The sequence below is a fragment of the Methyloglobulus morosus KoM1 genome (genome assembly GCF_000496735.2).
Taxonomy (GTDB): domain Bacteria; phylum Pseudomonadota; class Gammaproteobacteria; order Methylococcales; family Methylomonadaceae; genus Methyloglobulus; species Methyloglobulus morosus.
Window position 1 is genome coordinate 46864 of record NZ_AYLO01000100.1, and the last position, 25189, is coordinate 72052.

General features: G+C 46.7%; 18 protein-coding genes and 3 tRNA genes. 10 read left to right on the top strand and 11 right to left on the bottom strand.

Annotated elements, in window-relative coordinates; genetic code table 11:
* Positions 1 to 86: 86 nt before the first annotated feature.
* The 11 genes from MGMO_RS13190 to MGMO_RS13240 all read right to left on the bottom strand — a co-directional run bounded on the left by MGMO_RS13190 (position 87) and on the right by MGMO_RS13240 (position 11869).
* Positions 87 to 2003 (bottom strand): ATP-binding cassette domain-containing protein, encoded by a 1917-nt coding sequence (locus tag MGMO_RS13190; RefSeq protein ID WP_023495558.1) that lies wholly within the window; start codon positions 2001 to 2003, stop codon positions 87 to 89.
* Between the two features lie 212 nt (positions 2004 to 2215).
* Positions 2216 to 4087: a SurA N-terminal domain-containing protein gene (locus tag MGMO_RS13195; RefSeq protein ID WP_023495559.1), complete on the bottom strand. Its 1872-nt coding sequence runs from the start codon at positions 4085 to 4087 to the stop codon at positions 2216 to 2218.
* 86 nt (positions 4088 to 4173) lie between these two features.
* Positions 4174 to 4250: transfer RNA gene (locus MGMO_RS13200), tRNA-Asp, on the bottom strand.
* Positions 4251 to 4256: 6 nt separating this feature from the next.
* Positions 4257 to 4332, bottom strand: a tRNA-Val gene (locus MGMO_RS13205).
* Positions 4333 to 4344: 12 nt separating this feature from the next.
* A complete protein-coding gene (locus tag MGMO_RS13210) occupies positions 4345 to 4617 on the bottom strand; it encodes an HU family DNA-binding protein (protein ID WP_023495560.1) in 273 nt (90 codons plus the stop codon).
* Positions 4618 to 4803: 186 nt separating this feature from the next.
* Complete coding sequence (gene lon / locus MGMO_RS13215; RefSeq protein WP_036308011.1) at positions 4804 to 7230, bottom strand: endopeptidase La; 2427 nt, start codon at positions 7228 to 7230, stop codon at positions 4804 to 4806.
* Positions 7231 to 7419: 189 nt separating this feature from the next.
* Positions 7420 to 8682 carry an ATP-dependent Clp protease ATP-binding subunit ClpX gene (clpX, locus tag MGMO_RS13220; RefSeq protein WP_023495562.1) on the bottom strand — a complete coding sequence of 421 codons (1263 nt, stop codon included), beginning with the start codon at positions 8680 to 8682 and terminating at the stop codon, positions 7420 to 7422.
* Positions 8683 to 8781: 99 nt separating this feature from the next.
* Positions 8782 to 9429 (bottom strand): ATP-dependent Clp endopeptidase proteolytic subunit ClpP, encoded by a 648-nt coding sequence (gene clpP, locus MGMO_RS13225; protein ID WP_023495563.1) that lies wholly within the window; start codon positions 9427 to 9429, stop codon positions 8782 to 8784.
* A 17-nt stretch (positions 9430 to 9446) separates the two neighbouring features.
* Complete coding sequence (gene tig / locus MGMO_RS13230; RefSeq protein ID WP_023495564.1) at positions 9447 to 10748, bottom strand: trigger factor; 1302 nt, start codon at positions 10746 to 10748, stop codon at positions 9447 to 9449.
* 105 nt (positions 10749 to 10853) lie between these two features.
* Positions 10854 to 10938, bottom strand: a tRNA-Leu gene (locus MGMO_RS13235).
* A 76-nt stretch (positions 10939 to 11014) separates the two neighbouring features.
* Positions 11015 to 11869 (bottom strand): radical SAM protein, encoded by an 855-nt coding sequence (locus MGMO_RS13240; RefSeq protein WP_023495565.1) that lies wholly within the window; start codon positions 11867 to 11869, stop codon positions 11015 to 11017.
* A gap of 724 nt (positions 11870 to 12593) precedes the next feature.
* On the opposite strand from MGMO_RS13240, the gene MGMO_RS13250 reads away from it, so the two are divergent.
* From MGMO_RS13250 to MGMO_RS13295, 10 genes are all read left to right on the top strand, one after another.
* Entirely contained in the window at positions 12594 to 13943 is a 1350-nt protein-coding gene (locus tag MGMO_RS13250; protein WP_023495566.1) for a PAS domain S-box protein, read from the top strand.
* A gap of 763 nt (positions 13944 to 14706) precedes the next feature.
* On the top strand, positions 14707 to 14922 hold the full coding sequence (locus tag MGMO_RS13255; protein WP_023495567.1) for a hypothetical protein: 216 nt from the start codon (positions 14707 to 14709) through the stop codon (positions 14920 to 14922).
* A gap of 58 nt (positions 14923 to 14980) precedes the next feature.
* Entirely contained in the window at positions 14981 to 15496 is a 516-nt protein-coding gene (locus tag MGMO_RS13260; RefSeq protein ID WP_023495568.1) for a hypothetical protein, read from the top strand.
* A 23-nt stretch (positions 15497 to 15519) separates the two neighbouring features.
* Positions 15520 to 16704 carry a hypothetical protein gene (locus MGMO_RS13265; RefSeq protein WP_023495569.1) on the top strand — a complete coding sequence of 395 codons (1185 nt, stop codon included), beginning with the start codon at positions 15520 to 15522 and terminating at the stop codon, positions 16702 to 16704.
* Between the two features lie 256 nt (positions 16705 to 16960).
* Positions 16961 to 19492, top strand: a complete 2532-nt coding sequence (locus MGMO_RS13270; RefSeq protein ID WP_023495570.1) for a multicopper oxidase domain-containing protein — start codon at positions 16961 to 16963, stop codon at positions 19490 to 19492.
* An 88-nt stretch (positions 19493 to 19580) separates the two neighbouring features.
* The gene (locus MGMO_RS13275; protein WP_161808496.1) at positions 19581 to 20471 is read left to right on the top strand and encodes an SCO family protein; all 891 of its coding nucleotides are present in this window, start codon (positions 19581 to 19583) and stop codon (positions 20469 to 20471) included.
* Positions 20472 to 20834: 363 nt separating this feature from the next.
* Complete coding sequence (locus MGMO_RS13280) at positions 20835 to 21284, top strand: beta/gamma crystallin domain-containing protein (protein WP_023495572.1); 450 nt, start codon at positions 20835 to 20837, stop codon at positions 21282 to 21284.
* A 445-nt stretch (positions 21285 to 21729) separates the two neighbouring features.
* Positions 21730 to 23547 (top strand): DEAD/DEAH box helicase, encoded by a 1818-nt coding sequence (locus MGMO_RS13285; RefSeq protein WP_023495573.1) that lies wholly within the window; start codon positions 21730 to 21732, stop codon positions 23545 to 23547.
* 123 nt (positions 23548 to 23670) lie between these two features.
* The gene (gene ylqF, locus MGMO_RS13290; RefSeq protein WP_082458372.1) at positions 23671 to 24588 is read left to right on the top strand and encodes a ribosome biogenesis GTPase YlqF; all 918 of its coding nucleotides are present in this window, start codon (positions 23671 to 23673) and stop codon (positions 24586 to 24588) included.
* Positions 24589 to 24813: 225 nt separating this feature from the next.
* Complete coding sequence (locus MGMO_RS13295; protein ID WP_023495575.1) at positions 24814 to 25161, top strand: PilZ domain-containing protein; 348 nt, start codon at positions 24814 to 24816, stop codon at positions 25159 to 25161.
* The last annotated feature ends 28 nt before the right edge of the window (positions 25162 to 25189 follow it).

Consider the following 25189-nt stretch of genomic DNA (forward strand, 5'->3'; position numbering starts at 1 on the left):
TGATGCTTGCCCTGGGGTTATCTTAATTTGGGCAGGGCGGCAAGGATAAGCCAGAATGCCTTTTGTTGCAATGATATTATGTGATTTTATGCTGATTTCAGGCTTTCAAGCTCATCCCAGCGTTGGTAAGCTTGCTCTAACTGGGTATCTGTGACTTGCAGTTCTGCCAAGGTGTCGGCGACAACGGTTGGGTCGTTTTTGTAAAAATCCGGGGAACTGATCTTTTGGGTCAGTTCCGCTTGCTTAGCTTCAAGCTGGGCGATGATTTCGGGCAAAGCATTTAACTCTTGTTGCTCTTTGAAGCTGAGTTTACTTTTAGTCGGTTTTTTAGGGACATTTGGATTTTCAACGCCTGAGTCCGGTTTCTTTTTGCCATCCAGGTTTTTTTTGTCAGTTTCTGTTTTTGCGATGGCTTGTTTCTGTTTTTGCCAGTCGCTGTAACCACCGACTAACTCTTCCACTTTTCCTGAGCCATCCAGAACGCAAACGCTGGTGACGACGTTATCCAGGAATGCCCTGTCGTGGCTGACTAATAATAACGTCCCACTATAATCAACCAGCTTTTCTTCCAATAGCTCCAGGGTTTCCAGATCGAGGTCGTTGGTCGGTTCGTCCATCACCAAAAAATTGGCAGGTTTGGTGAACAATCGCGCCAACAACAGGCGATTTTTTTCACCGCCCGACAGGCTCTTGACGGGCGACCTCGCCCTTGCTGGAGCAAACAGGAAATCGGACAAATAGGACATGACGTGTCGCCTGTTTCCTGCTATTTCGACAAAATCATTGCCGTCAGCAACCGTATCAACAACTGTCATTTCAGGATCAAGCTGGTCGCGGAGTTGGTCGAAATAGGCGATTTCCAGGCGTGTACCGTGTTCCACCGTGCCGCTATCGGGCGGCAATTCCTTGAGCAATAGCCTAAGTAAAGTCGTTTTACCTGCCCCATTTGCACCGATAAGGCCGATTTTATCGCCACGTTGGATGAGCGTGGAGAAATGACTGATGATTTGCCTTTCCGGATAACTAAAGCAAATATCGTTGACTTCGATAACTTTTTTGCCTGATGCGTCGACATTAGTTAATCCCAGCTTGCTGGTTCCTTGTTGAAGTCGGCGTTGCGCCCGCTCTTTGCGGAGCTTTTCCAATGCCCTCACCCGGCCTTCGTTACGGGTACGCCGAGCCTTTACACCTTGCCTGATCCAGACTTCTTCTTGCGCCAGCTTTTTGTCAAATTCGGCATTTTGGTTCGCTTCGTCTTCCAGTGCCGCCGCTTTACGCCGCAAGTAATCGTCATACGTGCCTTGCCAAGACACCAAGTTGCCGCGGTCCAAATCGACAATACGGGTTGCCAGTTTCTGTAAAAACGCCCGGTCATGGGTAACGAAAAGCACCGCGCCATCGAAGTTAAGCAATTGCTCCTCCAGCCAAGTAATGCTTTCAAAGTCGAGGTGATTGGTTGGCTCGTCCAGTAACAGCACTTGCGGCTCGATAACCAAGGCTTTCGCCAACGCAACTCGGCGTTTCCATCCGCCCGATAAATCCTTGACCTTTAATTCTCCCGGCAGGTTCAATTTGCTGAGTGTGGCTTCTATTTTGGTGTTGAAATGCCAACCATTCAGGGCTTCCAGCTTGTGCTGCAAATCACCCAGTTCTTGCAAGGATTTCTGGTCGTGGTAATCCATCGTCAATGATAGGTCATGGTAACGCGCAATCACTTCACCCAGTTCGCCTAAGCCACTGGCAACCGCATCGTAGACAGTCGCTTCATTTGGCAATTCGGGCGCTTGTTCCAGCCATGCCAGTTTTAATGCAGGTTCCCGCCAGATGTCGCCGCCATCAGGCAGTACACTGCCGGCTATGATTTTCATCAGGGTCGACTTACCTTCGCCATTGCGCCCTAACAGCCCTACCCTTTCACCCATATCCAACTGGAAATTTTCCTTATTTAATAAAGCATGGGAGCCAAAAGCGATGGCGATGTTCGATAGGCGTAATAAAGGCATTGGATCAGTTGCGTATTGTTTATGCCGTTAAGCAAAAAAAGCAAAGCTCCCTCTCCTATTGGAGAGGGACGGGGTGAGGAGAAATAATCTCGTCTGAACGTAGATAGTTATGCCTGTTTTTGGGCGCACAAGGGAACAGGACTCAATCGATTAACTCTACGGCATTAGATATTAAATTTCCCCGTCAATACATGACGGTGCTGCATCGCTGTTTATTGTACTTTAGGCTGGGTTTTTATCGATACATCCGCTTTTGTTTGCAGGCTTGCCAGCATCGCATTAAATTCTGACTGCCCAAAAGCTTTAGCTAAATTTTTCTTGGCAAGATCCATTTGCTTTTTGTCGTCTTCGCTCATAACACCCGCTGTCACTTTTTTCAGGCTGACGACGACTTGTTCACCTGTGGGCAAGACGACATCAAAAATTGTCGCTTTTCCAGCAACCGGTTTTGCTGCCCTAAAAATGGCATCGCTCAGTTGTTCAGGCAAAGCGCTTTTGTTTCGGGTCAGGCCGGTTGCCTCCTTTACAGGCAGTTTAAAATCAGCAGCGACTTTCTGGATGGCTTCACCCGTCTGTAGCCGTTGTTTAATTTTGTTTGCCGTATCGACCGCTTGCTGTTTGGCCCTCTCATTTGATAAGGCCACAATCACATCCGTTTTAACGTCTTTCAATTCACGTACGGCGGCAGGTTTGTGTTCAAGTATCCTAAGAACCACCAAGCGATCGCTCCCTAGCTCTATCGGCGTACTGTTATTGCCTTGCAGTACTTCCTCGGTAAAGGCGGCATCACGGATTTTTTGTTCAGTGGCGATACCTTCGCCTTTGTCCTTCGTAAAGAACCCCGATTTTTTAACCGCTAGCCCAAGGTTTCCTGACACTGTTTGCAAATTGTCGGGATTCTCGTAGCTCATTTCCGTAAGTTTTTCGCCCGCTTCATAGAAAGCATTTTCCGCTTGAGCTTTTTGGTAGGTTTTGGTGAGTTCGCCTTTAACTGTATCAAAAGACTTGACTTCTGCTGGCACTAATTCAGTGACCTTGATCAGATGATAGCCGAATGAGGATTTAACCGGCTTGGAAACTTCGCCCGCTTTCAATGCACTTGCGGCTTCTTCAAAGGATTTCTCCATGCTGCCGACAATAAACAAGCCCAAGTCGCCGCCTTTTTTGGCGGTGAGTTTGTCGTCGGAAACTTCTGCGGCAACTGCCGAGAACTCTTTGCTTTTCAAATCTTCTTGCGCCTTTACGGCTTTTGCCAAGGCAGTTTTATCATCCGTTTTTGCATTGACAGCAAACAGGATATGGCTGATTTTTCGCCGTTCCGACGTACTGAATTGGTCTTTTTGCTCTTCGTAATAGGCCTTGAGTTTGTCGTCTGTCACTTCCACTTTTTTGGCAAGTTCTTCTAACGACAATTCTACATAATCCACTGCCACTTGTTCGGGCAATTTATAAGCGTCCTGGTGCTGTTGGTAATAAGCGACAATCTCTGTGTCGCTGGGTTGTGCAGTCGCTTTTTCCAAGGCGACCGTAATATAGTCAACATCGCGTTGCTGATTTTGGATTTTGAAAAAGTTTTCAATTGCGTAAGGCGTAGCAAAACTGCTGTCAATGACACTGCGTTGGAATTGCTCCATAATCAGTGCGCTTTTGATTTTGTTTACAAATTCAACTGTTGACAACTTTTGTGTAGCAAGCAGTGATTTATAGCGTTTTTCGTCAAACTTTCCATCGGTTTGAAAATACGGCAAGGTCTTGATGAAATCACGGGCGCTAGTGTCCGTTGTGACCAAGCCCGCCCCTTTGGTGTACTGCAACAGCACTTCGTCTTTTATCAGCTTGTCTAAGGCTTGCTGTTTCAGGAGTTGCTCATCAATGTTCATCCCCCGAAAATTCTGGGCATACTGTTCGTAGGCATTGTTGACATCGCGCTGGTAAAAATCCTTGTCGCCTACGGAAGCGACCGGCGCTTCCTTGCCAGTATCAATATAATTTTGGATACCCCACAACGCAAATGGCACACAAATCACTATCAAGATTATCCAAGCGAAAGCCCCTTGCGCTTTTTCTCTGATTGTTGTCAACATAAGTTCAATTCCAAAAAAGCCAAATAACCCATAAAAACTCCTGTAAAAAAAAAGCCCCGAACCTTGTCGGTACGGGGCTTTCGATTTGGCGGAGCGGACGGGGCTCGAACCCGCGACCCCCGGCGTGACAGGCCGGTATTCTAACCAACTGAACTACCGCTCCAAAGTCTGGTGGGTGCTGAGGGGTTCGAACCCCCGACCCTCGCCTTGTAAGGGCGATGCTCTCCCAGCTGAGCTAAGCACCCGACTCAAGACGACTATTTTATAGCATCTTTGAGCGCTTTACCAGCCTTAAATGATGGTAGTCTAGCTGCGCTTATAGTTATCTCGCGCCCTGTTTGGGGATTGCGGCCTACCCGTTCAGCCCTTTCTTTTACGGCGTAGGTGCCAAAACCGACTAAAGTAACTGAGTCCCCTTTGCTTAAAGCCCCTGTTACCGCACCGATAAAGCCCTCTAAAGCACGACCGGCATCGGCCTTAGTCAATCCAGAAGACTCAGCTATAGCGTCAATTAGTTCCGATTTATTCATTTATTCCCCCTTAGGAAAGTGAGTATTGTTTTTATGTAGCAAGAACTGCGTATCGATTCTTAGCCGCTCGTTTGGACAACTAAAGAATAAGATGGGTGTATTTATAACAACTGCCTTTGTAGAGTGTCAAGCGTTAAAGGTCAGTATATTTTGCACCCCGACCATTTAACGCCCTTACTCATTGTTTCAATGCGCGATTACCCCACTGCTGGGTTTAATTTTTGCCGTATCGGCTTCCACTTTACTTTGCTCATCGCCCGCAATTTTCTCCAAAGGGCTGGGCATATATTGCAAGGCGACTTCCAATACTTCATCTATCCATTGCACAGGCTTGATCAGCAAATTCTGCTTGATGTTTTCAGGTATTTCCGCGAGATCCTTTTCGTTTTCAGAGGGTATCAACACGGTAGTAATACCGCCACGGTGCGCGGCCAATAATTTTTCCTTTAACCCACCAATAGGCAACACTTCGCCACGCAAGGTGATTTCGCCCGTCATGGCAACATTAGCACGCACCGGAATCTTAGTCAGTGCCGAAACAATCGCCGTACACATGCCAATCCCGGCACTGGGCCCGTCTTTCGGCGTCGCCCCTTCCGGCACATGGATATGTATATCATTCTTTTGGAATATTTCGCTATCTAGGCCCAATATGTCCGCACGACTCCTGACCACGGTCATGGCGGCTTCGATAGACTCTTTCATCACGTCACCCAGCTTACCTGTAGCCGATTGTTTACCCTTGCCTGGAATCACCGCAGTCTCTATCGTCAACAGTTCGCCGCCAACTTCCGTCCAAGCCAATCCTGAAACATGACCGACCTGGTCTTGTTCTTCGGCAATACCATAATGGTAGCGTTTCACGCCCAAATAATGATTGAGGTTTTTAGGCGCAACCACCACGGTATCCTTGCTAGGCTTCAATAATAACTCTTTGACAACTTTCCGGCATATTTTTGAAATATCGCGCTCAAGGCTACGCACGCCCGCCTCACGGGAGTAATACCTGATCATGTCCCTAACCGCCGTTTCGGTAATTTCGATTTCCTTGCCTTCCAGTCCATTGTTTTTTATCTGCTTTGGAATTAGGTACTTGATCGCGATATTGATTTTCTCATCTTCGGTATAACCCGCAAGCCGTATAACTTCCATCCTGTCCAATAAGGCATGGGGAATATTCATAGTATTGGCAGTAGCGACAAACATCACGTCGGACAGATCAAAATCCACTTCCAGATAATGGTCAGAGAAAGTATGGTTTTGTTCTGGATCAAGGACTTCCAATAATGCCGAAGCCGGATCGCCACGAAAATCCTGCGCCATCTTGTCGATTTCATCGAGTAAGAATAACGGATTTCTGGTTTTTACTTTGGCCAGACTTTGCAATATTTTACCCGGCATGGAACCGATATACGTCCGGCGATGACCGCGTATTTCCGCTTCATCCCGAACACCACCCAACGCCATCCTCACATACTTCCGATTGGTCGCCCTAGCGATGGACTCGCCCAATGAAGTTTTGCCCACACCCGGCGGCCCCACCAAACACAATATAGGCCCTTTGAGCTTCCTGACGCGTTGTTGCACGGCGAGGTATTCCAATATGCGTTCTTTGACTTTTTCCAGCCCGTAATGCTCAGATTCCAATACGAGTTCCGCATCCTTTAACACTTTGGTGACCTTGGTTTTTTTCTTCCAAGGCACATTCACCATCCAGTCTATATAATTCCTTACAACTGTCGCTTCAGCGGACATCGGCGACATCAGCTTAAGCTTGTTCAATTCGGCGTTGGCTTTAGTTTTCGCCTCTTTGGACATACCCGCGTCTTCAATTTTGTTCTCCAGGTCTTCGATTTCATTAGGCACATCATCCATATCGCCCAATTCTTTCTGGATGGCTTTCATCTGTTCGTTAAGATAATATTCCCTTTGGTTTTTCTCCATTTGCTGCTTCACGCGCACGCGGATTTTCTTTTCCATTTCCAGAATATCGACTTCGCCTTCCATCAGTGCCATCAGGACTTCAAGTCGTTGCTCTATGTCGGCGGTTTCGAGAATCACCTGTTTTTCTTGGATTTTGATGGCGATATGCGCAGCCATCGTGTCGGCAAGGCGACTGGGGTCATCAACCCCGTTCAATACATTCAACACTTCAGGTGGAATTTTGTTGTTGAACTTGACGTACTGGTCGAATGTATTCATGACCGTACGTTTCAGGGCATCCAACTTTTGCTCTGAGATGAGCAGGACGTCATTAATTTTTGAGACAGTCGCCGAAAAAAAACTGTCCGTTTCTTGGTAAGAGCTTACATGGCTGCGTTCACTGCCTTCCACCAGCACCTTGACCGTCCCATCCGGCAATTTCAACAATTGCAGGATGTTGGCTAAGGTTCCGACTTCATAGAGATCGGTAAATTCTGGCTCATCGACACTCGCTTCTTTCTGGGCCACTAGCAAAATCTTCTTGTTTTCCAGCATCGCGGCATTCAAGGCGTCGATGGATTTCTGCCTACCGACAAATAAGGGGATAACCATGTGGGGATAAACGACGACATCCCTTAATGGCAAGACCGGAACTATTATTTCTGATTCTTTCATCTTCTGCTCTTCCATATATGGAACAAAACCTACGTTAACTGTGATTATGGGGATGTTATTTCAAATAGCAAGAATGAAATGGCTTTATCTAGACTGACTTAGCAATTTTTTTTTTTGCTTTTGCGAATCGAACAATACCCACAAACAAAAAAGGGGCTTTAAACGACAAAGCCCCTTTTATGTGAATCCCTAATCATAATGCCACTAAGCCTTAATCTTTTCTGTCTCGTAAACTAAGTACGGTTCGGCCTCTCCCATAATAACGCCCTCATCAACCACAACTTTGCTGATATTGTCGGCAGACGGCAATTCATACATGGTGTTGAGCAGGACGTTCTCCACGATAGTCCGTAAACCCCTGGCGCCAGTTTTTCGCTCCATGGATTTACGGGCAATTGCGCCGAGTGAATCATCACGGAATTCCAATTCTGCACCTTCCATCTCAAATAAATGTTGGTATTGCTTGATTAAGGCATTCTTAGGTTCAGTCAAGATCTTAATCAGCGCCGATTCATCCAGTTCATCCAGCGTGGCGACTACAGGTAACCTGCCCACAAATTCGGGGATCAGGCCATATTTAATCAAGTCTTCAGACTCGACATCGGCGAAAAGCTGACCGACATTTTTGCTCTCATCCTTTGTTTTGACATCCGCAGAGAAACCAATGCCGCCTTTTTCGGAACGCGCCTTGATGACCTTATCCAACCCCGCAAACGCACCGCCCACAATAAACAAGATGTTCGCGGTGTTGACTTGCAAAAACTCCTGTTGGGGATGTTTACGGCCACCTTGTGGCGGTACGGAAGCTATCGTGCCTTCAATAAGCTTTAATAAGGCTTGCTGTACGCCTTCGCCTGACACATCGCGGGTAATAGAAGGGTTGTCGGATTTACGCGAAATTTTGTCAATTTCGTCAATATAAACGATACCCGTTTCAGCTTTTTCAACATCGTAATCGCATTTTTGCAAAATCTTTTGGATGATATTTTCGACATCTTCGCCAACATATCCAGCCTCGGTCAACGTAGTGGCATCGGCAATGGTGAACGGCACATCCAGCAAACGCGCCAGGGTTTCGGCCAACAAGGTTTTGCCTGATCCGGTAGGGCCTATTAACAAGATATTGCTTTTTGCCAATTCAACGCCGTCTTTCTTGGTCTTGTTCCGTAAGCGTTTGTAATGGTTGTATACAGCAACTGCCAGGATTTTCTTGGCGCGTTCCTGCCCGATCACATAAGCATCAAGCTCTGATTTGATTTGTTTGGGCTTGGGCAATTCGCCACCATAAAAAGATGATGATTTGTCCAGTAGCTCATCTTTAATGATGTCATTGCACAGGTCTACGCACTCGTCACAGATGTAGACTGAAGGGCCTGCGATCAGCTTCCTGACTTCTTGCTGGCTTTTGCCGCAAAATGAACAATAAAGCAATTTATCGTCCTCTTTACCGTGTTTGTCATTACTCATACGTGGACTCCACTAAGGCCCAGTTCAACAAGATTTTTACCGTTACTGCAAACATACTAAAAACTGGATGTTATAGCTACTATTAATTGCGTTAATTGATTAGGCTGTCACAGAAGTTCTATGCGCCAACACTTTATCAATCAAGCCGTAGCCGACCGCATCGTCAGGGCTTAGAAAATTATCCCTATCTGTGTCAATCTGAACCTTCTCTATAGGCTGTCCTGTATGATGGGACAAAACCTTATTCAGCTTGTCCCTGATGGACAAAATTTCCCGTGCATGGATATCTATATCCGATGCTTGGCCTTGAAAACCGCCTAAAGGCTGGTGAATCATCATCCGTGAATGCGGCAAACAATAGCGCTTACCTTTCGCGCCGCCCGTCAACAGCAAAGCACCCATACTGGCGGCTTGGCCTATGCACATGGTACTGACATCTGGCTTGATGAACTGCATAGTGTCATAAATCGACATACCTGCCGTCACAGAACCACCCGGGGAATTGATGTAAAGGTGTATGTCCTTATCAGGATTTTCAGATTCCAGGAACAACAACTGCGCCACAATCAGGTTGGCCATATAATCTTCGACCTGCCCAACCAGGAAAATGACCCGCTCCTTTAAGAGCCTGGAATAAATATCAAAACTGCGTTCGCCCCTAGCGGTTTGCTCGATGACGATTGGCACTAAATTGCCGGCAGCTTGTGGCGTTGTTATCTTGTTTGCGTCAGATTTGGTGTATATCATAATAACTTTAGAAAGAATTAGCGTTGATTTGCGTCCATAATATCACTAAAACTCATTGTTTCATTAGCAATTTTTGCTTTTGAAACCAACCATTCGACGGTTTGGTCCTCCAACACCATCTGTTGAACGCTATGCAAGCGGCTTTTATCGGAATAATACCACGATACATAGGCCTCCGGCTGCTCGTAGCTTTTCGCCATATCTTCTATAGTGCTGCGGACTTTATTGTCATCAACCTTGATTTCTTGGGCATGGATGATTTCGCCCAAGATCAATCCCAATGCCACACGCCGTTGCGCTTGGTCTTGGAACATTTCCTTGGGCAGTTGAACATCCGTCTGCTTTAGCTTATTCCGTTTGGCGGATTCCAGGTACGGTTTCATGAGGTTTTGAATTTCTTCGTCAACCAGGGCGTTAGGAACCACCAACTGCACTTTTTCGTATAGGGCATCCAACACCGCATTTTTCAGCCTGCCATGCAGGGCTTGCACCAATTCGCGCTCCATATTGGCCTTAATATCCGTCCGAAAAGTAGCCATTGATCCGCCCTGGGTGCCGTAACCCTTGATAAAATCCTCGTCGACAACAGGTAACGCCGCCTCTTCAACCTTAATCACCTCGACCGAAAACTCAGCAGGTTTTCCCGCCAGTTTTGCGTTACTGTACCCTTCTGGAAAAGTCACCGAAAAAGTCTTGGACTCTCCTTTTTTAAGGCCAACAAGATTATCTTCAAAACCAGGTATCATTTGTTTGGCGCCGATTTCCACAGGAAAATCCTTAACCGTGCCATCGGTAAAATTTTCGCCTTCGCTAATTCCCGAAAAAGCAATCGATATCCGGTCATTTTCTTGCGAAGCACGTTCGACTTCATTCCAGGTTTTTTTCTGCGCCCGCAATTTTTCGATCACAGTATCTACATCGCTTTCTTCTACGGTAGCTGTTGTCTTCGTTATCTCCAGCCCTTCGATTCCCGCCAAAGAGATCTCAGGATACACCTCAAACTCAGCAATATATTGAAAGCCTTCCGTTTCGTCCAAGTCGCGGATATTCGGTTGTCCGGCAGGTTTTAAGTCTTGATCACGCAAGGCATCATAATACGTGGATTGAATCAAGTCGCCCGCCACTTCTCCGCGCACCTTGTCACCGTACATTTTATTGACAACATGTTGAGGTACTTTGCCTGGGCGGAAACCATCAATCTTGACCTGACGCGCCAGGGCTTTCAGACGTTCGGCCATTTTTTCCTGGACAACGGTTTCAGGGACACTAACGGTCATTTTTCTGCTCAATTCTGATATTTTTTCGACAGAAACTTGCATGGTCTTTCCTCAACAAACGGGTTTGATTTTTACGGGAATGCCGACAATCGGCGTATAAGTTGGATGAGCACGGCTCATGTATCGCTAAATTCAAATTTGGCTAAGTGGTGCGAATGGGGAGACTCGAACTCCCACAGGCTGCCCTACTGGAACCTAAATCCAGCGCGTCTACCAATTTCGCCACATTCGCACATGGTCGGACTTTGCATTATAGAGGCTAGAAAGACCGGCAACAAGGGATAAGTTCCAGATTTAGGCGATAGTCCTCAACAAGCGACAGACACCACAAACCCTAACTGGCGAATTTCTTCCGCAATGGCATTCAAGACATCAGGCGGTAACATAGCCAATCGATTAGCTTCTGGATGCATGGAGGGCCTTGCTAGTGTATAGAGCATGATTTCCTTAACATCAGCCGTCGCTTTAATGGTTTTTAGCGCATCCAGATAAGCCTGCTTTTCAGCCTCAGGCCAGCCCTGCCCTGCGTAATCAAACAGGCAGGTCTGCAGTTTTGTTGTGCATAATTCCGACGAAATCCTGAGATTTTCCAGGCTGCTTTTTACGGACTGCGTGGTTTCGTTAAACAATGCCCGGCGTTGTTTAGTGGCGCTATCTAATTTAAACCATACCTCACCGCCGTAGCGGTTTAAGGTTTGCAACCCTTCCTTTACTTTTTGCTGGTGAACCAAGCTGCCATTAGTAATCAGCACAAATTTACTTGTCGGAAACACCCCTGATGTTGTTGCAATTTCCCCTATCAAGGCAATCGCCTTAGTGAAATTTTTTACGCTGGTCGGCTCACCATTACCTGAGATTGCAATATCCTTGATGACCTGGTTATTGGTTTCCACCCGAAAACGCCGATAAAAATCACCTTGCTGGACATCCTTAAGGAAAAACCCTAACTCCCACTCAAGCAACGCTAAGTTCAAATCGGGCGCAGCACCTTTGACAAGATTTGGTACTTGACAGTAGATACAACGCCAATTGCAAGCATTATTCGTGTTGAAATTAATACCAATCGATAAACCGCCTGCCCGTCTTGATAGTACGGGGTAAACGTAAGTAAGACCGGCCACATCACGGTCATGGTTGAGGGTTGTTAGGGAGGATGGTGTCATGTTGACAATAAATCACAGTGGGGCGGCGTCATTGGCATTTCCTTTTGGCTGACAGCATCGACATAGCAGGTTGATGGCATTTTATTCCCAGACAAACAAAAAACGGAATCGGAAATGCATAGTAAACGAATCGACATAAGCTTGGCAAAACAGGCTGCCAGGTAAGCCTTCCCAGAGAAAGGAGTTTTTAGAGCTTTATTGACAGCGGCCTCTAAATCGCACTCATCTTTGTAAGAAGCGCTGACCAAGCCCTTCAACTAGCTTATTTCGACTAGCTCAGGAAGCCTGATTCCGCTCGTGGCGAACCATGAGCTTGCGAAACAGCCTAAGCATTTACGGAAACAACTTATTCCGAGGTTTCCTTGCTATGGGCAATTAAAGACATTTAAAGCTTACGAGGATAAATAGCATTTTCCACACATTAATTAAATGCGGCTCAAATAAACCGCCAGCCTTGGTGCATTTCAACCATTATTCTGAAAACGAGCCTTACAATCTTCCAAAGAAATATAAAATAATTATTATTAATTATTGAGTTATAAAAAAATATGCTGTTGGCATGATTTTCGCTCTTTTGAACATAGAATGCTGCTTTTTCTATACCTTAGTTAAATTTGTTTAAAATACAACACAGCTTTAACAACAGATAAAGGGATCTTTTAGGCCTTTAAAACTGCAGCCGTAATTTTGCAGGTAAATTTCCTTATTGCTGTTGGGCAAGAATATGAATGAGTCAAATGAGATGAATGCCAATAAAATTCACCAGGACAACTTTACAAAAGAAGGGCTGAAACAGCGTAACGGTGAATTGCAACTTGCACACGTTGACCAAGAAAAATCGCCCGACTACTACCGCAATCTCTTCGATTTCTCCCCTACTAGCTATATCACCTTAACCGATGACGGGATAATCGTTGAATGCAATTATGCGACCGCCAATCTGCTCGGCGTGGAGCATAAAAAACTCGCCAAAAAACGATTTGCCCGATTTGTCGCCGATGAAGACAAGGAGCTTTGGAATTGGCATTGCCTATTAGCTAAACAAAGCCGCAACAATCGAAGCTTTGCATTATCAGTGCTACGGGATGACGGCGTTCCCGTCTACGTTCAGCTCAATTGCATAGTCAAACAAGCGGTTGATGGCTTCCCGCTTTTCCTAGTCACACTTAACGACATTTCCAGCTATAAGCAAGCAGATGAAGCGCTACGCATTGCTGCTGTAGCTTTCGAAACGCAAAACGGCATCGCTGTAACGGATGCCGACAAAGTTATTTTACGGGTGAACGAGGCATTCACACGTATTACAGGCTACATTGCCGAAGATTCCATTAAACAGACCATTTCCATACTTAGTATGGGCCAACATAACCCAAGTTATTACGAATCAGTATGGGTAACGGTTATGAACAACGGGTACTGGCAAGGTGAAACACTGGAAAAACGCAAGAATAGCGAAACATTCCCGGCATGGATCACGCTCACGGCAGTCATTAATAAGGAAGGGGGCGTTAGCCACTATGTTTGTTCCTTAACCGATATTACCGCGCAAAAGCAAGCTGAAAAAATTTTACTTGAGACTCGTCATCGCCTGGAAAACCAAGTGATAACCACGAAAGAGGAACTGGAAAAGGTCAAAAAAGAAACCGCCGACATTAACGCTGCGATAACTGTTCTACTCAAGCACCAGGAGTCAAACAAGGCACAATCCCAACAAGCGCTCTACCGCGAAGTGGAAGAAACCATCTTGCCTTTCCTAAAGAAGTTGAAGGGGGCCAGCACCGGACGGGTACAAGCCTCCGAACTGCTCGGGGTTATTGAAGCCAACTTACTGCAGTTGGTTAGTGCTTACGGGCGCACAGGCACAGCACCCTCTGCCCTCAAACAATTGACGCCGCTGGAAACACAGGTTGCATCAATGGTCAGGCAAGGCTTGCCGACCAAATCGATTGCAAATACCTTAAGGATTAGCGAAGGGACGGTCAGCATCCACCGAAATCATATCCGCAAGAAATTAGGCCTAAACAAAACTTCGGACAACTTGCAAATCTACCTAAAAACATTGCTAGACGACTGAGGCAGGCCTTAGCCAATATGGGTATTAAGAGAACCCCGATTAAGCACTGGTTGTTTTGACCGCAACCACAAATGCGCCCAATTGTCGCATTTTTATTGCGAGCGCTCCGATCTTATCTTCTTAATGTCAAATTCCTTGGTCAAATAGCAATACATGGCTATATACCGCACAGGTTGGCCGCTATCGGGCTCCGTGACTTCAATTGGTTAACCAACAAACAACTACCTTTTTACCTATGGCTTGTTAATAGCCATGTGACAATATTCCACCCTAAGAAGCGCTTCCAACGCAAACCCTCATTCCGCCATAAAAAGGCTTTTCTACGACCGCTTAAACTTAAAATCAATAATATATATTACTTATATATTAAATATGTATTACGTATATGTTTTGTCGTTTTTAGCTTTGTCATTAATTTTTTCAACCACTATTTAATACAGTAAATAATAAATCAAAATAACCCAATAAAGCGACATATATTTATGCATATAAACTCTATATAAATAATATTAATATTGTTTTTTATAAAAAAGTTTAATGTTATTTTTATTATTATTTTACCTTAAATATTAATCAGATAAGAAAAAATACATAGCTTTTATAATCAATACATACACAATATATCACTATTGCAAACCAAATTCTTTAAGCACTTTTCAAACCTCTATCTCTGGGCAATAACTCAATCGACTTAATTGGTAAAAATACCCAATGAAATAGGTATTTGTACGTATATCAATAAACAGGACAAAACCCTAGCATAGTGTCCAGCGGTAAAGACCGTGAATTTTACACCGCAACGATATTAATGGATTTAACCAGCTCATTGACTGTGGGTGAAAACCCGATTGATTTTGGTGTTTTATACCGATTAACCAGTTATTTAATTGTGTTAATTCCGAAAAGGACTTTAAAGGATTTTCGTTTATTTCAAGGAATGAAAGTTGAGTACCAAACAACCTTGCTAGGTTTTGTTTGATTGGCGAATCTACAGAGCAGTCAAGGAATATTTACAGTTATTGTTCAGGAGAACTGAAATGAAACTTACAACCAAAATGGTAACGGCAATCCTTGCCGCTACCTTAGCAACAGGCGTTTACGCCAAAGGCGGGACGGCCAAGTCGCCCGTCAAAGGGGCTCTGGGGCCGTTCAATGTTCCGACGCTACCCGACCCAGTATTAGCGCCAGGAACTACACTGAGCGGGTTTGACGACACAGGTTTTTTGCAAAATGCAACCGTGAGCAGTGCTGGCTGCACGAATCTTGACCCGTCTCTCTGGGGCGGCACAGCCACTATCAACGGCAAAACGATCACAATTCCGTGCAACATGATCATCCAGATGCCGGCAAACACCTTCACCTGGGCCGATATGGTCAACGGCGGGCTTTCGCTGTCTCTTAATAGTGGAGCTTACCCTGGTTATGAACTGAACGTGGTCGGCAACATCGTCAATGGCAAGCACATCGCGGGGCTGATGTACATTTCCCAGCAATCCCTCAACAGTGGCAATGGCATAATTTCTAGGATTGACTACAGCACAGGGATGAGGTAGATACCGGCAATCCGAACAGCCCAGTGGTCCTTCAGATCAACGATCCGGGCCACGACACAGGCTTGCCCCCACCATTCAACAAAGATGGCCGTTTTGGCCGTGCGCAAAGCCCGGACCCACGCTTCAGCGTTGACGACGAGAACCCAACCATCCACGCTGCCACCGGCTATCCCATGTGTGTTCCAAGAACAAACCCAGCTGTAGCCGACGACCCGCTGTGTCCACAGAAAAATCGTCCTAAAGCGAACTTAGGTTGCCGCAACTTTAGCCAAGCAGGTGTTGCACCTCCTGTTAGTGGCGAACTGGGACTTCCTACTGGAACTTATTGCACCCAGTTCGTCATGCGAGCTGTCCCAGGAACAACAGCAAAACCTCCGTTTTTTGCGCCCGACCCAAAAGCCGGCGCCACCGACTTAGTGTATAACATTGCTCAACCAACCGATCCGGACGCAAGGCAACAAGCGCCGCTTGAAGTTGGGGACTACATTTCGTTCTCAGGCACACTCCTGTCGAACGGCATTATCTCCACGCATACGATTGAAGCCAATGTGGGCATCTATACCCAGCCCGGCATCCAACCTAGCTACCTGGCGATTGGTGAGTTTGGTGTCGGTACCGCTGACCCCCTTGCCACCTCAATTAATGGCGTACCTCAGGAAACTCAGGACCGAATCTTTCTGGAAGCTGAAACCACCGATGTCAAAGTCCCTGTTGATATTTACATGGTCGATGTTGGCCCTGATGGTATAGAACATAACCGCTGGGCAACTATGTTCGAGATGACTGGCGAGTGCGATCCATCCGCAACACTTGCAGTTAGTTGTATGGGCGTTGATGGTGGTATCACCACCCAAAATACCGGCCCGCAACCACAACGCGCCAGGATTCGTGCAACCAAGTCGATTACTGGGATTTTGAGCCAACCAAGTCGTAACATCCGCGTAGCGGCACGCTCGTTGTGCAAACCTACCCATGCCGACCTAGATGTCAACACTGGACATTCGGCCAGTTTAGATGCCTGTTTGTCAGCCGCGCCTCTTGCAGCTAACGGTCTTATGGTAGGACAGTATTCGGCACCCGTGTTCGAGTATATTTTCCCTGAAGGTGTAAGGCCAGGTGACTTGGTTGTCCCGAACGACTTCTGGCATTTGCCTTTCCTACGCTTTGGCGATGCCGATGTGGGGCCGCTCACCCCAACACCTTGGTAAGCAATACGTAAGGAGAATCTTAGCTAACTTAGGGTGGTTGTGTTACCGCCACCCTAAATCAAGCCTAGTAAGTAAAAGTTGTTGCCAACAAGATACCCAAACAAGCAGTAAACATAAATAACTAGAGCTTCCTTCAACTAAGGAACCACAGAGTAATTGCAGGTGCAAACCTACTCATTTGTCAAAGGAATGACCAAACAGCGTTTGCCCTCATCTCGCATGCAAACCCCTAACCGTCTTTAGAGAGGATGTTAAAATGTACATAATGAATCACTTTAGCGCTACGGATAGCGCTAAAATAAAACGCAGGGATAAAACCAGTAAGCTTCGAACGCTTTCTTACAACCCATTAAAATTATCCAGCTTGACTATCGCCATTGCTGCGCTGTCTGGATTTTTCGTGTCTTCGTCGCCCGTGCAAGCAAAATTCAATATCCCAACGGACAGCACAGCCAGCCCTTTATGTATCAGCGGCCAGCCGAGATGTGCAGCCCCGTTTACGGCCAAGATGCTGATGTTTGAGGAATTTGGCACACAAGCAATGCCGAACGAGAGCAATGTGGCTACACTGACATCCGGAATGCCAGGTGTAGCGGATTGTCAAAGCACGCCTGTTGGGACGGCCTTAGACACTTTTTTAAATGAGCCAATCCATCCATTTCCTACCCGGAAGGCAAACGACATATTGCCAAACGCCTGGGCCGACAAGATAAAGAAGGACTGCGGTTTGTTGCCAACAAACCTGTCAGGTGTGCTTGAAGGCCGTCCAGGCGGCGAGCAGTTCGCCCATCAACGTTGGGATGAATTTATGCCACAGGCCTATTTCCAAAGCGCCATGACCGGTGCCCGTATCAATGGCGGGCTGCGCGACAAATATCAACGGCATGGCTACAGCATAGGAGAGTTCGGCCCAGGCGGCTTGTACCATCTCGACAATAACTCAACCAAAGGGACAGAAGTCAAGATACACCCTAACTTACCCGCGCAAGACCCACACTCTGTGTGGACTTTTGACGGCACCTTACCACCTAAGCTATTGATGGCGCGTTACGGTGAAGCCGTGTTGTTCCGCCATTACAACGCGCTGCCGATTGATGTATCGGCAAACAACGGCTTTGGTACGCATACCATCAGTACCCACGAACATAACGGGCATGACGGCGCGGAAAACGACGGTTACGCCCATGCCTATTTTTATCCAGGCCAGTTCTATGATTACCATTGGCCAATGATTTTAGCCGGGCATGACAGCATCAACAAAGGCGCAACCGATTTAAGGACAGGCGCACCCGACGGATACGGCGGCATCACGCCAGTCCCTGGCGACTGGCGGGAAACCATGAGCACCCATTGGTTCCATGACCACATGTTAGATTTCACCGCACAGAACGTCTACAAGGGCAATGCCGCGATGATGAACTATTACAGCGCGGTGGATCGTGGACGGGAACCTAAAGACATGAATGAGGCGAGCGGTAATTCGTCTGTAGGTTATGGCTGCCATTATGCCAACCCTAATAATGCTAACCTGTGTTTTCCAAGTGGTTCAGGTATGGACTGGGGCAACCGGGATTATGACGTGAATTTGCTGGTTGCCGATAAGGCATGGGATAACAGCGGCCAACTGAAGTTCAACATCTTCAATACCGACGGTTTCTTGGGTGACCGCATCACCGTCAACTGGGAGTATAAGCCTTACCTGGATGTGCGTACCCGTCGCTACCGTTTCCGCATCTTGAACGGCAGTGTTTCGCGTTATTACAAGATCGCCATCGTGGATGAATCGGGCAATAAAATACCATATCACATGATTGCCAATGATGGTAATATCATGCAATACGCCGTGCCGTTCCCCAATGCAGCATCTGCCGAAGGGGCATTGCCAGAACAAGGCATAGCCGAACGCTATGACATTGTGGTTGACTTCAAAAACTTTACCGGCAAAAAGCTGTACTTCGTGAATTTGCTGGAACACGAAAATGGCTTGGGGCCTAAGCGGGTAGTGCCATTGGTTGATGTCCTCAGCGGCAAATACAAGGCGGATGGTATCAATGGCGACCCGGTAGTCGGTAAGTTCCTCGAGTTTAGGGTGAAAGGCTGCGGATCAAAAGGCACTGACGCTTGCACGGACTTGAGCATGAACCCTGCCGATTATGTGGAAGGCAACAAAGGCGACAAACAAATGATACCTGTCAACAGGCCGACAACCCAAGAACTGCAAGCCGCTGTTAACCGGACTTTCGAGTTTGGCAGGTCTAACGGCACAGACGCCAAACCTTGGGCGATCAAAACCGATGGCGGTATTGGATTGAACATGGACCCGCACCGTTTGTCAGCGGCACCAACTCTGCCCGATGCGCCAGACGGTTTGGGTAAAGTCGAGATATGGCATATCAAGCTCGGCGGCGGTGGTTGGAGCCATCCGGTGCATGTCCATTTTGAGGAAGGCCAAATCCTGTACCGTGGAGGTAAAACACCCACACCCTGGGAAAAATATGCCCGCAAGGACGTGTATCGCATAGGCCCGTTAGCAGACAGTACCTCGAGCGTGGATATGGCAATCCGTTTCAGGGAATTTGCCGGCACCTACATGGAACATTGCCATAACACCCAACATGAGGACAAGACGATGCTGTTACGCTGGGATATCCAGCACCCCGGCGAAACGATTGCGGTACCGACACCGATGCCAGAATGGGATGGGGTGACTTACGACGTTAGCACAACCTTGCCAACCTATAAAATCGGCGATTTGAAGGCAAAGGCGGCATTTGTTTTACCAAAGTAAGAGGTCATAGGACACAAAGACGATGAAAAGGCATGGTGTTGTTGTATATTTGAAAAGTTCGTTTATCTTTACAGTATTCATAAGCGCCATGCTAATCCTTGGCGGCAGCCCCTCCTGGGCCGCCCCTAAGGGTTCACCTTGGAATGAGGATTATTTCCCCAATGTCAAGCTCACCGACCAAGACGGCAAGAGCTTCCGATTTTATGACGACCTTATCAAAGACAAGGTCGTCGCTATCAACTTCATCTACACCCATTGTGGCGACACCTGTCCGGCAGAGACTGCCAGTTTACGCCAGGTGCAACGGTTATTGGGTGACCGTGTCGGCAAGGATATATTCTTTTACTCCATCAGTATTGATCCCGAGCACGACACTCCCAAAGTGCTTAAAGAATATGCAGACAAGTTCCGCATCAATTCAGGTTGGCTTTTCCTGACCGGAAGCAAAGAAGACACCACGCTAATCCGGAAGAAACTAGGGTTGTATAGAGATGGCGTCGAAGCCAACAAACTCAGCGAACATAGCACCAGCTTCATGATCGGTAACGAACGCACCGGGCAATGGATGAAACGCTCTCCTTTTGACGAACCTAAAACCCTGGCGTGGTTGATGGGTTATTCCTTATCGAATATCAAACCCAGCCGAAAACCCAATCAAGTCAATTATTCTGAAGCCAAACAATTGCCGAATATGACTAAGGGTGAAGACTTGTACCGTTTTCGCTGCGCCTCCTGTCATAGCCTGGGCAAGGAAGATGGCCTAGGCCCAGGTTTGCAAGGTGTGGCAAAGGTACGGGAAAAAGCATGGCTAAGACGTTGGATCAAGGAACCCGATAAATTGCTGGCGGAGAAAGATCCCATTGCAATCGACCTCTACAACCGCTACAACAAAATATTGATGCCTAATTTAAGGCTCAACGATGCTGATGTAGAGGCGCTTATTGACTATATAGAAGCAAATGGCAATCCTGCACAATAACACACAGCGTAAGGCATTGAATTTGAATCAATGATACATTGATTACAACTGAGACTGGATGGCCTTAAGCTTGTGCTAACCAGCAATCGAAAAAATATTCTTGTGCTCAAAAATTATTCCCGCAATTTTCGATTAAAATTTGCCTAGTTGTCCGCTGAGACTAAGTGACAGCCCAATACATCGGGCGAATGATCAGAAACCTTACCGCCTAAACCACCATTTGAAACCCTCAAAAACAAATATCAATTATTTTGAACAGAGACATAATTGAATTGTCTTAAAGCCGTAGCCGCATTCCAAAGTTAGTAAATAGTAGCGACATGTTTTTAACATGCCCCCTCGTTTCACTACAGGAGAATACCCATGAACCGAATCCTATTCGTTTTTAGTCGTTTCAAAGTAAATTCGATTGCCATACTTTTATTGTGCCTTACCTCTTCTGCTTACGCTACCGATAAAGACTGCTGGGGCGATTTTTTTGAAGGTACCCAGTATTCAGGTAAACATTTGTTCCTAGAAGGCCAGACCAAGCTTGAAAATTTAAGCAAGGTCAACGGTGACAATTGGGAAAAACGCATTCATAGCCTAAAAGTTGGCCCAAAAGCAAGGGTAACGGTTTACCAGAACCCCCGCTTTGAACTCACGTTAACGGAAATGGCTAAAAAGCCCGACTTTATGAATGCCTGGGGCATCACTGAACAAGATATTTTGGAAGATTCCGAACTTATCTTTAATGAAAATGCAATGATCCATGACCTTGGCGACTTTAATTTTCATAATAAAATCAGATCATTAAAAATAGATTGTTTGTAAGGCAAAAAAATCAAAACAATGCACAGCAGTTTTAAGCTAAGTATCGACATTCTACAGCGTTATGTAGTGTAAATATAACCTGTAGATGTATTCAGTCGGGTTGTCTAATGCTGCCCAAAATTAGCCCGTAACAGGCAACCCCAGTTTTTCTAAAAGAAATTTTTCCCAAAAAACAGTCGGCAGTAATTATTGGCCTTTAAGTTAATTTTAGAGCTTATTGTTTTCGTTAGGGAAAATTACTCGATCTGTTATATAATTGTCGAATAGCTTTAAAGCTAGGTTATTCGTGCCGACAATTGATTCTGCTCCTTCCCCCTGTTATTTGGTAAATGGACTTGAATTCGCCAAGTCTTGGCTGCTCGGCCATAGCCCACTTGAATGATTCGACTGTGTATCATAGCTTATCGCGCCAACGCGCATTCCCCCATTTCCAACAGGTAACTTAATGTCCAACGATGTAACTCCTATGCCTTCCTTCTATGATTTAGAACTGATCGAACCCGTACTCAAAGTACTGGATGATGTCGGCTATGAAACCCCTTCGCCCATCCAGGCTCAAGTCATTCCCCACATGCTGAAAGGCAGGGATGTATTGGGTCAAGCCCAGACCGGAACCGGTAAAACCGCAGCGTTTGCGTTACCCATCTTGTCCCGTATTGACCTCAAGCTGAAAGACCCACAAACCTTAGTGCTTGCACCAACCCGTGAGCTGGCTATCCAGGTGGCCGAAGCGTTCCAGCGTTATGCCGGGCATTTAAAAGGTTTTCACGTCCTGCCGATTTATGGCGGACAGGATTACAGTACACAACTTCGCTCGCTTAAACGCGGAGCTCATGTTGTCGTCGGCACCCCAGGTCGGGTGATGGACCACATGCGCCGTGGCACCCTGATTTTAGACAACCTGACGGTGCTGGTATTGGATGAAGCCGATGAAATGCTGCGTATGGGCTTCATCGACGACGTTGAATGGATATTGGAACAATTGCCGGAAAAGAAGCAAATCGCCCTGTTCTCGGCAACGATGCCATCGGTTATCCGCAAAATAGCCCAGAAATACCTGCACCAACCCGAAGAAGTCACCATCAAGGTCACAACCGCTTCGGCAGAAAATATCCGCCAACGCTATTGGCTGGTCAGCGGTGTCCACAAGCTGGATGCCCTCACCCGCATACTGGAAGCTGAAACTTTTGACGGCATGATTATCTTCGTCAGGACGAAAACATCGACGATTGAACTCGCCGAAAAACTGGAAGCGCGCGGATTTTCTGCGGCGGCAATCAACGGAGATATGTCGCAAACACTGAGAGAACGGTCGATTAACCACCTTAAAAACGGTAAGCTGGATATCTTGGTTGCCACCGATGTCGCGGCCCGTGGGTTGGACGTAGACCGCATCACCCATGTCGTCAACTATGACATCCCTTATGACACAGAATCTTACATTCATCGTATTGGCAGGACAGGCCGAGCCGGACGCACAGGCGATGCGATTTTGTTTATCGCCCCCAGGGAACGGAAGCTGCTGTTCAACATCGAGAAAGCGACCAAAAAACAGGTTGAAGAGATGGGCTTGCCTTCGACAGAAGTCATTAACAACAAGCGCATATCCCGTTTTAAACAAAACATTACCGATACATTGGCTGCTGAAGAATTAAGTTTTTTCAGTCAGTTGATCGAGCAATACCAGCATGAACATAATGTCACTGCACTGGAAATTGCCTCGGCCTTAGCCAAATTGGTGCAAGGTGAAACACCTTTATTAATCCAAAACCTACCTAAAAAGCCCAAAGAAGGGCGGGATGACAGGGAAAGCGGGGACAGTAGACCGTCAAGAGGCGACAGGCCAGACAGATCGGAACGCTTTGAACGCTCGCATGGCGAACGTCGGCCTAGACGCGATTTTGGCGCAAGCAACATCGAAATGGAAACCTTTCGCATTGAAGTCGGTCACGCCCACGGTGTAAAACCTGGCAATATCGTCGGCGCAATCGCCAACGAAACCGGCATCGACGGCGACCACATCGCCCGTATCAAAATCGAACAGGATTACAGCACGGTAGAATTGCCCGCCGGCATGCCCAAAGAATTGTTTAACGAATTGAAAAAAGTCCGGGTTGTCGGGCAAGCGTTGAATATATCGCGACTTGGTGAATCATCAGGCAAGCACCCTAAGTCCGACGATTCATCCCACAAGCCTGACAAAAGTAAAAAAAGGCTGAGCTCACCGTCCAAACGAGCCAAGCCGAAAACAATTGACGCCTAGTCAGTCACGCTTGACCGAATAAATCAAGTCCAATAAAAGCGGTAATGGAGTTAGGTTTCGCCTAACTCCAACCTGCTACAGTTTCATACCCCGATTGCGCGTGATTACGGTGACTATGACATCATGACCATACAATGGTATCCAGGCCACATGCACAAGGCCGGACGGGAGATCAAAGAAACGCTCGTCCATATTGATATGGCGATTGAAATTCTGGATGCACGGATTCCGTTCAGCAGCCAAAACCCCATGTTGGCTAGGTTGCGAGGCGAAAAGCCTTGCATCAAGGTGTTGAATAAATGCGATCTTGCCGATCCCGACATCACGCAACGCTGGCAGGCTTATCTGGAACAGGAAAAAGGTGTAAAAACCTTGGCCTTATCCATAGATCAACCCGATAAAATCAAACAGCTGATTGATCTTTGCCGCAAACTTGCCGCTTCCGACAAAAGCGAAGGTAAACTGACACAAGCCCTAATTATGGGCATCCCCAATGTCGGCAAATCGACGATAATTAATATCTTGGCTGGCAGGGTCATTGCAAAAACGGGCGATGAACCCGCCGTCACCAAACGGCAGCAACGTATCGCTTTGGGAAATGATCTTGTCTTATTGGATACCCCAGGCATGCTCTGGCCGAATGTGGAAAACAAAAACAGCGGTTATCGTTTAGCAGCCACAGGCGCAATCAAAGATACCGCCATTAGCCATGATGAGATTGCTTTCTATCTGCTGGAATATTTATCTGACAACTATCCCGACTTGCTAAAAACACGGTTTCAGATTGATGCACTGCCCGCTAAGGTAGAAGAATTAATCACAGTGATTGGTAAGCAAAGGGGCTGCTTACGCGCAGGTGGCCTAGTCGATGTAGACAGGGTTGCCAAAATCCTCTTGACTGAATTGCGTACCGGCACACTGGGCCGGATAAGCCTGGAAACACCGACAATGATGGAGGCGGAACTGGCAGAACTGTCGCTTATCCAGCAATTGAAAGCCGCGAAAAAACAAGAACGCAAGATTAAACGCGGTTCAAAATAACCCCTGGCGCGTAATCTTTATGGGCTGTCCTGTGTATCCAATGCCGTTAAGTTGAGAATATAGCTTCCTCTCCAGCAGGAAAGGACAAGGGGCAGGAGAATCAGCTGCTTATATACCCTATCCCAACCCTAACTTTAGGTAAAAATTAGCATTTCAACTCAGCCTTGTTGTTATCGGCAAAAAGTCTATAATCGAATCGGTCAATATTCTTTTAGGAACAATGCCATGAGTCAGGTAGAAAGAAGGGAAAATCCTCGGTTTAACCCACATGGGCTAAAAGCCAATATATTTCTTGATACGCCGAACGAGCCGACGAACCTAGAGGGTGAAGTGATCGATATTAGTCATACCGGTGTCAAAATCAAGCTGAATTCCGTCATGCCCGCTAGTATTGACCGCAAGATCAGGATAGAGTTTTTGTTGCCTGAATCGGGCATCCCCTTTTCCATCAGCGGAATCCTTAAGCACCATCAAGTTAATCCCACCGAATTAGGGCTACATTACGTGGATTGCCCCGTCGTGGAAGCATTGGACAGCTTTATGTTTGAGTGCATTAAGCTTTCAAAGCATTGAATTGCTTTAAAATGCACCGACAATATCT

Coding starts and splice junctions, on each gene's coding strand:
- MGMO_RS13190 (WP_023495558.1), bottom strand. CDS start 2,003: ATGCCTTTATTACGCCTATCGAACATCGCCATCGCTTTTGGCTCCCAT.
- MGMO_RS13195 (WP_023495559.1), bottom strand. CDS start 4,087: ATGTTGACAACAATCAGAGAAAAAGCGCAAGGGGCTTTCGCTTGGATA.
- MGMO_RS13210 (WP_023495560.1), bottom strand. CDS start 4,617: ATGAATAAATCGGAACTAATTGACGCTATAGCTGAGTCTTCTGGATTG.
- lon (WP_036308011.1), bottom strand. CDS start 7,230: ATGGAAGAGCAGAAGATGAAAGAATCAGAAATAATAGTTCCGGTCTTG.
- clpX (WP_023495562.1), bottom strand. CDS start 8,682: ATGAGTAATGACAAACACGGTAAAGAGGACGATAAATTGCTTTATTGT.
- clpP (WP_023495563.1), bottom strand. CDS start 9,429: ATGATATACACCAAATCTGACGCAAACAAGATAACAACGCCACAAGCT.
- tig (WP_023495564.1), bottom strand. CDS start 10,748: ATGCAAGTTTCTGTCGAAAAAATATCAGAATTGAGCAGAAAAATGACC.
- MGMO_RS13240 (WP_023495565.1), bottom strand. CDS start 11,869: ATGACACCATCCTCCCTAACAACCCTCAACCATGACCGTGATGTGGCC.
- MGMO_RS13250 (WP_023495566.1), top strand. CDS start 12,594: ATGAATGAGTCAAATGAGATGAATGCCAATAAAATTCACCAGGACAAC.
- MGMO_RS13260 (WP_023495568.1), top strand. CDS start 14,981: ATGAAACTTACAACCAAAATGGTAACGGCAATCCTTGCCGCTACCTTA.
- MGMO_RS13270 (WP_023495570.1), top strand. CDS start 16,961: ATGTACATAATGAATCACTTTAGCGCTACGGATAGCGCTAAAATAAAA.
- MGMO_RS13275 (WP_161808496.1), top strand. CDS start 19,581: ATGCTAATCCTTGGCGGCAGCCCCTCCTGGGCCGCCCCTAAGGGTTCA.
- MGMO_RS13280 (WP_023495572.1), top strand. CDS start 20,835: ATGAACCGAATCCTATTCGTTTTTAGTCGTTTCAAAGTAAATTCGATT.
- MGMO_RS13285 (WP_023495573.1), top strand. CDS start 21,730: ATGTCCAACGATGTAACTCCTATGCCTTCCTTCTATGATTTAGAACTG.
- ylqF (WP_082458372.1), top strand. CDS start 23,671: ATGACCATACAATGGTATCCAGGCCACATGCACAAGGCCGGACGGGAG.
- MGMO_RS13295 (WP_023495575.1), top strand. CDS start 24,814: ATGAGTCAGGTAGAAAGAAGGGAAAATCCTCGGTTTAACCCACATGGG.